Consider the following 10793-nt stretch of genomic DNA (forward strand, 5'->3'; position numbering starts at 1 on the left):
CCACCAAGCCGGACACAACCCCTTGTCTTGCATCGACGCAGTTCACCACCGCGGGGTGGAGCAGCCCGGTAGCTCGTCAGGCTCATAACCTGAAGGTCACAGGTTCAAATCCTGTCCCCGCATCCCAAATCAGACGACCCCGCGAAACCCCGCTTCCCTCACCGGAAGCGGGGTTTCGCGTTGTCGGCGCTGTCCTATGCTGTCGGCCGGATAACCGGCGGATAGGATAGCCCGATGGCCATCGATGCCCTTTCAGCGCTCTGGACCGGCCAGGGCCTGCCCGCCGAGGCGCTCGCCCGCATCGCCCTCGAAGGCCAGGATCCGGCGCTGCCGTCTTCCTTCGCCATCGGCAGCCTGGCCGCCGCCAGCATCGGCGCCGTCGCGCTGGCAGCCGCGGAAATCCACCAGGCCCGCGGCGGCCCGGCGCAGAGCATCGTCATCGACCGCCGCGACGCCGCCATCGAATTCCGCTCCGAACGCTATCTGCGCCTGGGCGACGGCCCGGCGCCGGAGCTCTGGGACGCCATCGCCGGCCTCTATCGCTGCGGCGATGGCTGGGTGCGGCTGCACACCAATTTTCCGCATCACCGCGATGGCATTCTGCGGCTCCTGGACGTCCCGCATGACAAGGCCGCGGTCGCCGCCGCCCTGGCCACCCGCGACCCCCTGCAATTCGAGCAGCAAGCCGCCGAAGCCGGGCTGGTCGTCGCAGCACTCCGCGACACCGACACCTGGGACGCCTCGCCCGCCGGAAAGGCGCTGGCGGCCGAGCCGCTGGTCGCCGTCACCCGCATCGGCGATGCGCCGCCCAAGCCCCTGCCGCAGGGTCCCCGCCCGCTATCGGGCCTGCGCGCGCTGGAGCTGACCCGGATCATCGCCGGCCCCGTTGCCGGCCGGCTGCTGACCGCGCATGGCGCCGAGGTGCTGCATCTTTCCGCCCCGCATCTGCCGCAGGTGCAGCCGCTGGTCATCGACAGCGGTCGCGGCAAGCGCAGCGCCGCGCTCGACCTGCGCGACCCCGCTGGCCTGGCGCGCTTCCACGAGCTCGCGGCCGACGCGGATATCCTGCTTCAATCCTTCCGCCCCGGCACGCTGGAGCACCGCGGCCTCGGCGCCGAGGAGATGGCCGCCCGCCATCCCGGCATCATCCATGCCTCGCTCTCGGCCTATGGCTTCGAGGGGCCCTGGGCCGGGCGGCGCGGCTTCGACAGCCTGGTGCAGACCGCGACCGGCCTGAACCTGGCCGAGGCCCAGGCCGCCGGCAGCGACACGCCACGGCCCTTGCCGGCCCAGGCCCTCGACCATGCCGGGGGTTCGCTGCTGGCCTTCGGCATCCTGGTCGCGGCGCTGCGGCGGATCACCGAGGGCGGTTCCTGGCGGGTCCGCGTGTCCCTGGCCCGCACCGGGTTGTGGCTGCGCAGCCTGCCACGCATCGAGAAGGGCTTTGCCGCCCCCGACCCGGGCTATGACGACGTCCAGGACCGGATGGAGGCTGTCGACAGCCCCCATGGCCCGCTGCGCCTGACGCGGCATGCGGCGCGGCTCTCAGCGACACCCGCCTTCTGGGCCACGCCGCCGGTGCCGCTGGGCAGCCATCCGGCGGCCTGGGGCTGACCGCTCAGCCCTTCTTGCGGGGGTCGTAGCCAGCCCCTGCCCAACCGCGCAGAAACTCCTCGAAAGCGGCGTCGGGCTTGTCCGGCAGCACCAGGGTCAGCGTGGCGTACAGGTCGCCACGGCTGCCATCGGCGCGCGGCACGCCGCGGCCGCGGACGCGCAGCCGGCTGCCGGCATTGCTGCCCGGCGGCACGCTCAGCATCACCGCGCCGGCGGGCGTCGGCACCTCGACCTTGCCGCCCAGCACCGCCTCGGGGATCGAGACCGGCAGCGCCAGCAGGATATCGTCGCCCTCGCGGGTGAAACGGGCATGCGGCGCGACGGACAGCGTCACCAGCAGGTCGCCCGGCGGGCCGCCGCCCCAGCCGGCCGCGCCCTTGCCGCGCAGCCGCAGCACCTGGCCGTCGGCCGATCCTGGCGGCACCCCCACATCGACCGCGCCGTCGGGCAGGCCGAGGCGGCGGGTGGCGCCGTTCACCGCCTCGAGGAACTCGATGCGCAGCGTGCCGGCCAGGTCATGGCCCTTCACCCGCATGCCGCTGCGCCGGCCGCCCCGGCTGAAGAATTCGGACAGCACGTCGTCATCATCGGCGAAATCGGCGAAGCCCGCCTCGCCGGCAGGGCCGCCGCCCGCGCCGGGGTCGCGCCAGCGGCGGCCGGGCTTCTCCTGGCCGCTGGCATCGATCTCGCCGCGGTCGAAGCGCGCCCGCTTCTCCGGGTCCGACAGCAGGTCATGCGCGCCGGAGGCCTGCTTGAAGCGCTCCTCCGCCGTCTTGTCGCCGGGGTTCACATCCGGGTGCAGCTTGCGCGCCAGCTTGCGATAGGCGCGCTTGATGTCCTCGGCCGAGGCGTCGCGGGCCACGCCCAGCCGGGCATAGGGATCGTCGCTCATGCGACTGCCTTTTGCCGCGCCCAGGCGGCAATCTGCCCGGCGGCGAGCGCACCGGCCTGGCGCGCCACCTCGCGCCCGCCGCGGAACAGCAGCAGGGCCGGGATGCCGGTGATGTTCAGCGACTGCGCCAGCGCCGGGGCTTCCTCGGTCGAGACCTTGGCCAGGCGGAAATCGGGTTCCAGGCTGCGCGCGGCGGCCTCGAATTGCGGCGCCATGGCGCGGCAGGGGCCGCACCAGCCGGCCCAGAAATCGACCAGCAGCGGCACCCCGTCATGCGCCAGGTGGCGGCGGAAGCCGGCCTCGTCCAGCGCCAGCGGCCGGCCCTCGAAGACGGCGGCATGGCAGGCGCCGCAGCGCGGCCCGGCGGCCAGGCGCGTGGCGGCCAGCCGGTTGATCGCCGAGCAATGCGGACAGACCAGGGTGATCGGGGCGGCGGTCATGCCGGGGGGTCTCCAGGGGCAGCGGACGATGCTGTTACATTGGCAGCCAGCATGGCGCCAGGAAGGGGTCCCTTGCCAGGGGGGCGGCATGGCGGGCATGCATTGCCTTGCGGGCCGTGCTTTATGATAATGCAAGTCATTCGCGATTGAGCCCGCAGCGGGAGATGCCGATGCCGACCGAAGCCCCCCTCCATGCCGCCCCAGCGGCCGACGCGGTGCTGGACAGCCTGACCGCCCGCCGCTCGATCGGCCTGCTGCAATCGCCGGGCCCCGAGGGCGAGGCGCTGGACAAGATCCTGCGCACGGCGGTGTCGGCGCCGGACCATGGCAAGCTGCGGCCCTGGCGCTATGTGCTGATCCGCGGCGCGGCGCGGATGGCCTTCCTGCAGGTCATCACCGAGGCGATGCGCGCCCGCGACCCGGAGGTGGCCGAGGCCCTGCTGGAGAAGCAGCGCGCCCGCATCCACCGCACGCCGCTGATCATCGCCGTCGGCGCCGCCATCCAGGCCGAGCACAAGATCCCCGAGGTCGAGCAGATCCTGACCGTCGGCGCCGGCGCCATGAACCTGCTGAACGCCTTCCATGCCAGCGGCTATGGCGCGGTCTGGCTGAGCGGTGCCAATGCCTATGACCCGGCGGTTTCTTCGGCGCTGGGCTTCGAGGCGGGCGAGCGCCTTCTGGGCTTCCTCTACGTCGGCACCCCGGTCGAGCCGGTCTCGCCCGCGCCGCTGCGCCCCGACGTCCAGAGGTTCGTGCGGGAATGGCGCCCGGCCTGAATCAGCGCACGCGTCGGCTCATGATGACGCTGCGGTAGTTGGTGTGCGACCACTGCGCCGTCTCGACGGCGCGGTAGCCACGGCTGGCATACCAGGCGACCAGGTGGGTCGCCGGCTCGGCGGTGTCGAGGGCGATTTCTTCCGTGTTATCCTCCGCCGCCCGCGCCTCGGCCCAGCGCATCAGCCGGGCGCCCAGGCCGCGGGATTGCAGCCCAGGCTCGACGGCCAGCTGCGCCAGGCTGGCGACCTCGGCGCGGTCCAGCCAGGGGCTGCCGCCGGTGCGCGCGGCGGGGCGGTAGAGGATGCTGCCGACCAGCCGATTCCCGTCATAGGCCAGCAGGCACTCGCCCTGCGCCACCCGCTCCGCCGTGACCTCGGGCGCCTGGTGGGTGGCCATGAAGCGCAGCCCCATCGTCGCCAGCCGGGCATAGGCGCGGTGCAGCAGGGCGGTCAGCGGCGCGATCTCCCTGCCGTCCGCCAGCGGGCGTAGAAAAATACCGTCCAGGGCAGGATCATCCAGCATCGTCATCGTCATCCACAGGCTTCTTCGTGTCGCCCAGCCTGACGCCGCGCGCCCTATCGCAGAAGAAAAACTTTCTTATGCGGCGCATCGGAATAAACTTCCCTTATGCGCGAACCCACCCTCCGACAGCTCCGCACCTTCCTGTCCGTCATCGAGCAGGGCAGCGTCACCGAGGCGGCGCGGGCGCTGGGCCTGACCCAGCCGGCCGCCAGCCAGCAGCTGCGCGAGCTGGAGCGCATCACCGGCGTCCGCCTGCTGGAACGCGCCGGCGGCCAGGCCCTGCCGACGCCGGCCGGCCAGGCGCTGCTGGAGCCCGCCCGCCGCGCCCAGGCGGCCGCCGAGGACGCCCTGGCCGCGACCGCCCCGCACCGCAACGGCGAGACCGCCCTGGTCCGCATCGGCACCGGCGCCACCGCCTGCATTTTCTTCCTGCCCGCCGTGCTGGCCGAGGCGCGCAAGGCGATGCCCGGCCTGCAGGTCACCGTGACCATCGGCAACACGGCGGGGCTGGTGCCGCGGCTGATCGCCGGGGAGCTCGATCTCGGCCTGCTGACCCTGCCGGCCGAGCCCGCCCGCGGCCTGTCCGTCACGCCGCTGCTGGATGATTCCTTTCTGGCGCTGCTGCCGGAGGCGATGGCGAAGGGGCGCAAGCACATCACCCCGCCAGAGCTGGCCGCGCTGCCGCTGATCGCCTTCGAGGCCGGCAGCCATACCCGCGCCCTCGGCGACGCCTGGTTCCGCGCGGCGGGGCTGGCGCCGGCCCCCGCCATGGCGCTGGGCAGCGTCGAGGCGATCAAGCCGCTGGTCGGCGCGGGGCTCGGCGCCGCGCTGCTGCCGGCGATGGCGCTGCGCCCGCCGCCGCCCGGCACCCGCGCTTTGGCGCTGAAGCCGGCGCTGTCGCGGCAGATCGGCTATGTGCTGCGGCGGGAGAAGATCGTCGATCGCGGGCTGCGGCTGGTGCTGAAGGCGCTGGAAAAGGCCGCCCGGTAGGCGCGGACGTTGCGATGGCGTATGAAGCTTTGGTCATCGCCTGGACAGAATCGCCCATGCTTCGCCTGGCTTCGCTTGCCTCCCTCGCGCTGCTCGCCGGTTGCGCCGGTGCCGCCCCGCCGCCCGCCACCGCCCGCGCGCCACAGCCGGAATGCGTCTTCACCGATGCCGCGCTGGTGCCGCTGCTGGGGGCCAGCGGCCTGGCGGTGGCTGGGTCCATCAACGGCGAGCCGTTGCGCTTCGACGTCAACACCGGGCTCGGCATCACCGCGCTGCTGCCGGGGGTCGCCAACCGCCTGGGCCTGCCGGCCGATCCGCGGCGGCAATCCAGCTTCGGCGACAGTGGCGGCGTGGCGCAGCGCAACCTGCTGGCCCGCAGCGTCGCCGCCGCCGGCCAGGAATGGAGCGACCGCAGCCTGGCCGTGCGCAATTTCCGCAGCGAGGGCGATGCACCCTTCGACGTCATGCTGGCCTCCGACCTGCTGCGCGAGACGGAGCTGGAATTCGACCTGCCCGGCCGCCGGGTCGGGCTGCACCGCCGGCAGAATTGCCAGGGCGGCGGCCCGGGCTGGACGCCGGCGGCCAGCCTGCCGGTGGTGCTGGCCGAGCACAACGTGCCGGTGGTGAGCGTGCGGCTGAACGGCCAGCCGGTGCGCGCCGCGCTGCAGAGCGGCAACAACCGCACCATGCTGAGCCAGCGCGCCGCCGAGCGGCTGGGCCTGCTGCAGCACGCAGTGCGCGGCGCCACCACGCGGGCTTCCGGCACTAGGGCCGAGACCGTGCGCGGCCAGGAATACATCATCCGCAAATTCGCCCTCGGCGGTGTCGTGCTGCGCGACTTCCCCGTCGTCGTCGAGCGCGATGCCGGCTCGGAGGAGATGGTGCTCGGCCATGACTGGATGCGCGGGCAGCGGGTCTGGCTGTCCTATGCCGGGCGGCGGCTGTTCATCGGCTCGCCTTGAGGCCGGCGCGCAGCACCTCGAGGAAGGCGTCGCGCGGGGCATGCTCGCGCTCCGGCATCCAGGCGGCGCCGAGCATGGCCTCGGGCCGCGGCACGGCGGCGTCGGCGATCGGGCGATAGACCACGCCGGGGCGGCGCAGCTGCGCCGCCCAGTCCGGCACCAGCGCCACGCCGAGGCCGGCGGCCACCAGGTTGACGATGGTCTGCTTCTCCGCCGCCTCCTGCCCGCCCTGCGGCAAGGCGAGCCCCGCGGCGGCGAAGGCATGCGCGACAAGGGCGAAGCTGTGCGGCCGGCTGCGCCGGGGGGGCAGGATCAGCGGCTCGGCGGCCAGTTCGCGCAGCGAGATGCGGCGGCGGCGGGCCAAAGCATGGCCACGCGGCAGGGCGGCCAGCAGCACCTCCTGCCTGAGCGGCAAGAATTCCAGGCCGGGGCTGGGCTGCGGCGGGCGGATGAAGATCAGCTCCAGCCTTCCGGCCGCCAGCATCGGCAGCAGGCGGGCCGATTTCTCCTCCCACAGCCGCGTCTCGACCAGGGGATGCGCCTGGTGGAAGGCATAGAGCAGCGGCGGCAGCAGGGCGGAGGCGGCGCCGTCGATGGCGCCGATGCGCAGCAGCCGGGTCTCGGCCCGGGCGGCGGCGCGGACCCGCGTGGCGGCCTCGGCCGCGCGGTCGATCAGGGCGCGGGCATCGGGCAGGAGGGCGGCGCCGGCCGCGGTCAGCGCCACCTGCCGGGTCGAGCGGCGGAACAGCGGCGCGCCGAGCTCCTCCTCCAGCAGCCGCACATGGCGGCCGAGGGCGGAGGGCAGCATGTGCAGCCGGGCGGCGGCGCGGCCGAAATGCAGCTCCTCGGCGACGGCCAGGAAACAGCCGAGCTGGCGCAGCTCCATGGCGCGGACCCTCCCTGGACCGGATTATAGCCAATTCTTGTATAATTCTATGCGCGCATCCAGGGCCGCGAACGGGCGCTAGGCTGGTGGAAACATCAGAGGACGCCTGGCCCCATGCGCAACTATGCGATCGCCGCCATCCCCGCCGACGGCATCGGCCCCGAGGTCATCAGCGCCGGGCTGCAGGCGCTGGAAACGCTGGCCCGCCGCAGCGGCGAGTTTCAGCTGACGGTCGAGACCTTTCCCTGGGGCTCGGACTACTACAAGGAGCATGGGGTGCTGATGCCGGCCGACGGGCTGGAGCGGCTGAAGGCTTTCGACGCCATCTATTTCGGCGCGGTCGGCGCGCCGGACGTCCCGGACCATGTCACGCTGTGGGGCCTGCGGCTGCCGATCTGCCAGGGCTTCGACCAATACGCCAATGTCCGCCCCACCCGGATCCTGCCGGGCGTGACGCCGCCCTTGCGCGATTGCGGGCCGGGCGACCTGGACTGGGTGATCGTCAGGGAGAATTCCGAGGGCGAATATGCCGGCCATGGCGGCCGCGCGCATCGCGGCCTGCCGGAGGAGGTGGCGACCGAGACCGCCATCTTCACCCGCGTCGGCGTCACCCGGATCATGCGCTATGCCTTCCGCCTGGCCCAGGCGCGGCCGCGCAAGCTGCTGACGGTGGTGACCAAGTCGAATGCCCAGCGCTTCGGCATGGTGATGTGGGACGAGATCGCCGCCGAGGTGTCGAAGGAATTCCCCGACGTCACCTGGGACAAGATGCTGGTCGACGCCATGACCATGCGCATGGTGCTGAAGCCGCAGAGCATCGACACCGTCGTCGCCACCAACCTGCATGCCGATATCCTGTCCGACCTGGCGGCGGCGCTGGCGGGCAGCCTGGGGGTGGCGCCGACGGGGAATATCGACCCCGAGCGGCGCTTCCCCTCGATGTTCGAGCCGATCCATGGCTCGGCCTTCGACATCACCGGCAAGGGCATCGCCAATCCGATCGCCACCTTCTGGAGCGGGGCGCAGATGCTGGAGCATCTGGGCGAGGCCGAGGCGGCGAAGCGGCTGATGCGGGCGGTGGAGAAGGTCTCGGGCAGCGGGCTGGTGACGCCGGACCTGGGCGGCTCCGCCACCACCCAGCAGGTGACGGATGCGGTCTGCGAGGCGATCCGCGCCGAGAATCTGTGACCGGCGCGGCGCGGGGCTTTTTCGCCCCGCGCCGCCGCTGGCGTGCTTTGCTGAGGAAAGAGGCGAGCCGGAAAACCGGCCGTCGACCAAGGAGGGTTCCGTCCATGCTTATCCGCCGTCGCGGCCTGCTGGCCGCCACGCTTGCCTCCGGTGTCGCCTTGCCGGCGCTGGCCCAATCGGGGGATTTCCCCAACCGCTCCATCACCATCACGGTGCCCTTCGCCGCCGGCGGGCCGACCGACGTGATCAGCCGGCTGGTGGCCGAGGGCATGTCGCGCGAGCTGGGCCAGCCGGTGGTGGTGGAGAATGTCACCGGCGCCGGCGGCACCATCGCCGCGGCGCGCGTCGCCCAGGCGCGGCCGGATGGCTACACGCTGCTGATGCACCATATCGGGCTGGCGAGCACCGCCACCCTGTATCGCAAGCTGCCCTTCAGCGTGCTGGAGAGTTTTGCGCCGCTGGGCCTGGCCTCGGATGCGGCGATGACGCTGGTGGCGCGGCCGGATTTCCCGGCCACCGACCTGGCCGGCTTCATGGCGGCGATCCGCGAGCAGGGCGACAAGCTGAACCTGGCGCATGCTGGCTTGGGCGGCGCCAACCAGCTGTGCGGGATGCTGCTGCAGCATGCGGCGGGGAAGGCGGTGACGACGGTGGTGTTCCGCGGCAGCGCGCCGGCGATCACCGACCTTATGGGCGGGCGGATCGACATCTTCTGCGACCAGGCCACCAACACCGCCAATTTCATCCGGGAGAACCGGATCAAGTCCTATGCGGTGACCAGCACCGGCCGCGTCTCCGGGTTGGAGCTGCCGACGACCGCCGAGGCGGGGGAGCCGAGCATCGCGATGAGCACCTGGCACGGGCTCTATGCGCCGGCCGGGACGCCGGAGCCGGTGCAGCAGCGTCTTTCTGCTGCGTTGCGCGCCGCTTTGTCCGAGGCGCGGTTGAAGCAGAGATTTGCGGATCTTTTGACCGAGCCTGCTTCGGCCGACCGCGCGCGCCCTGAGTTCCACCGGAAGTTTTTGGCGGAGGAGGTGGCCCGCTGGCGTCCGATCATCGAGGCGGCGGGGCTTTATGCTGATTGATGTGGGGGTCTGGGGGCATTCAATGCCCCCAGATTCTTACTTGCTGTCCTTGAACCACACGCCTGAGGCGATGCTGCCCGCCACCAGGGTTCCGTAGACGACCAGCCCGATGGCCAGCGCGATGAAGACCCAGTCCAGCGACCCGGTCAGGGCGAAGGCTGCCCAGCCGCCGATCACCGCGATGAGCATGCGGAGCAGCCCTGCCGCCAGCGGCCAGAACAGCTTTCCGGCGCCTTGCGAGGCGAAGTAGAGCGACAGGCCGAGGCCGAAGAAGCCATAGGCCGGGCCGACATGCTGGAGGTAGGCGGTGCCGGCCGCCAGCATGCGGGGATCGTCGCCGAAGAGGCCGAGCCAGGCGGCGGGGAAGAAGGCCGCGGCGAGGCCGAGGCTTTCGGTGACGACGAAGGCCACGGCGCCGCCGGTGAGCGCGATGCGGAGCGCCCGGGCGCGTTGGCCGGCGCCGACATTGGTGCCGACCATGGCGACCAGCGGCGCGCCGAGCCCGAAGACCAGCGGCACCAGCAGGTATTCCAGGCGCGACCCGGTGCCGTAGCCGGCGACCGCATCGGCCCCGCCGGCGCGGGCGACCAGCGCCGTGGTCATGGCGACGGTCAGGGTGGTCTGCAGGGTGCTGAGGGAGGCGACCAGCCCGACCTTCAGGATATCGGCAAACAGCGGCCAGCGCAGCGCGGCCGGGCGGAGCCGCGCCAGGCTGCGGCCGGAGAGCACCGCCCAGGCCAGCACCGCCGCCGTCAGGGCAGAGCCCGCCACCACCGCCCAGCCGGCGCCGGCCACGCCCATGGCGGGGATGGGTCCCCAGCCGAAGATCAGCACGGGCGAGAGCGGGATCAGCACCACGACGCCGACGATGATGGCCGTCGCCGGCAGCAGCATGTTGCCGCCGCCGCGCAGCACGCTGGCCAGGGCGCTGCCCAGCCAGACCAGGATCGAGCCGGTGAAGACGACGTCGGAATAGCCCATTGCCAGTTGCAGGGCGGCGCCCTCGCCGCCGAGGGCGCGGTAGATGGCCTCGCCCTCGAGCAGGAACAGGGCGCTGGCGGCCAGGCCCAGCAGGCCGTTGATCACCATGGCATGCAGCACCAGGGCATCGGCCTGGTCCTGTCGTCCGGCGCCGAGCGCCCGGGCGATGGCCGAAGAAATGCCGCCGCCCAGCGCGCCGTTGGACAGCATCTGCATCATCATGAAGCCGGGGAAGACGAGCGCCATGCCGGCCAGGGCGTCGCTGCCCAGATGGGCGACCCACCAGGTCTCGATCAGCCCGACCGAGGCCTGGGCCAGCATCACCAGGGTGCTGGGCCAGGCCAGGCGCAACAGGGTGGGCAGGATCGGGCCGTGCAGCAGCAGGCGGGTGCGCGGGTTCATCGCCGGCGCCGCCGGGGTGGAGGCCTGCGACGCCGCGGGGAGGGGGGGCGCCAG

11 protein-coding genes and 1 tRNA gene are annotated in these 10793 nt (G+C 72.4%); 7 read left to right on the top strand and 5 right to left on the bottom strand.

Features of this window, described 5'->3' with window-relative positions:
• Positions 1-49 precede the first annotated feature (49 nt).
• Together GVN67_RS25580 and GVN67_RS25585 are read left to right on the top strand one after the other, a co-directional pair.
• Positions 50-123 (top strand) — tRNA-Met (locus GVN67_RS25580).
• Positions 124-234: 111 nt separating this feature from the next.
• On the top strand, positions 235-1614 hold the full coding sequence (locus GVN67_RS25585; protein ID WP_160000148.1) for a CoA transferase: 1380 nt from the start codon (positions 235-237) through the stop codon (positions 1612-1614).
• 4 nt (positions 1615-1618) lie between these two features.
• Here the strand turns inward: GVN67_RS25585 and GVN67_RS25590 are convergent, their stop codons facing one another.
• On the bottom strand, positions 1619-2506 hold the full coding sequence (locus GVN67_RS25590; RefSeq protein WP_160000149.1) for a DnaJ C-terminal domain-containing protein: 888 nt from the start codon (positions 2504-2506) through the stop codon (positions 1619-1621).
• A complete protein-coding gene (locus tag GVN67_RS25595) occupies positions 2503-2946 on the bottom strand; it encodes a co-chaperone YbbN (protein WP_160000150.1) in 444 nt (147 codons plus the stop codon). The genes GVN67_RS25590 and GVN67_RS25595 overlap by 4 nt, the downstream gene beginning before the upstream one ends.
• 170 nt (positions 2947-3116) lie before the next feature.
• On the opposite strand from GVN67_RS25595, the gene GVN67_RS25600 reads away from it, so the two are divergent.
• Positions 3117-3722 (top strand): nitroreductase, encoded by a 606-nt coding sequence (locus GVN67_RS25600; RefSeq protein WP_160000151.1) that lies wholly within the window; start codon positions 3117-3119, stop codon positions 3720-3722.
• A 1-nt stretch (position 3723) separates the two neighbouring features.
• On the opposite strand, the gene GVN67_RS25605 is transcribed toward GVN67_RS25600, so the two are convergent.
• Positions 3724-4257 carry a GNAT family N-acetyltransferase gene (locus tag GVN67_RS25605; RefSeq protein WP_200845396.1) on the bottom strand — a complete coding sequence of 178 codons (534 nt, stop codon included), beginning with the start codon at positions 4255-4257 and terminating at the stop codon, positions 3724-3726.
• Positions 4258-4350: 93 nt separating this feature from the next.
• Between GVN67_RS25605 and GVN67_RS25610 the strand changes: the two genes are divergently transcribed.
• On the top strand, positions 4351-5235 hold the full coding sequence (locus GVN67_RS25610) for a LysR family transcriptional regulator (protein WP_160000152.1): 885 nt from the start codon (positions 4351-4353) through the stop codon (positions 5233-5235).
• Between the two features lie 56 nt (positions 5236-5291).
• A complete protein-coding gene (locus GVN67_RS25615; protein WP_160000153.1) occupies positions 5292-6197 on the top strand; it encodes a retroviral-like aspartic protease family protein in 906 nt (301 codons plus the stop codon).
• Here the strand turns inward: GVN67_RS25615 and GVN67_RS25620 are convergent.
• A complete protein-coding gene (locus GVN67_RS25620; protein ID WP_160000154.1) occupies positions 6181-7083 on the bottom strand; it encodes a LysR family transcriptional regulator in 903 nt (300 codons plus the stop codon). The two genes, GVN67_RS25615 and GVN67_RS25620, sit on opposite strands and share 17 nt — an antisense overlap.
• Positions 7084-7197: 114 nt before the next feature.
• On the opposite strand from GVN67_RS25620, the gene GVN67_RS25625 reads away from it, so the two are divergent.
• Together GVN67_RS25625 and GVN67_RS25630 are read left to right on the top strand one after the other, a co-directional pair.
• Positions 7198-8271 (top strand): tartrate dehydrogenase, encoded by a 1074-nt coding sequence (locus GVN67_RS25625; protein WP_160000155.1) that lies wholly within the window; start codon positions 7198-7200, stop codon positions 8269-8271.
• A 104-nt stretch (positions 8272-8375) separates the two neighbouring features.
• A complete protein-coding gene (locus tag GVN67_RS25630; protein WP_160000156.1) occupies positions 8376-9356 on the top strand; it encodes a tripartite tricarboxylate transporter substrate-binding protein in 981 nt (326 codons plus the stop codon).
• A 36-nt stretch (positions 9357-9392) separates the two neighbouring features.
• Here the strand turns inward: GVN67_RS25630 and GVN67_RS25635 are convergent.
• The coding region (locus GVN67_RS25635) for an MATE family efflux transporter (RefSeq protein WP_200845397.1) at positions 9393-10793 on the bottom strand (1401 nt) is incomplete at its 5' end.

Source organism: Roseomonas sp. 18066, from assembly GCF_902706185.1.
In the GTDB taxonomy this organism is placed as follows: domain Bacteria; phylum Pseudomonadota; class Alphaproteobacteria; order Acetobacterales; family Acetobacteraceae; genus Pseudoroseomonas.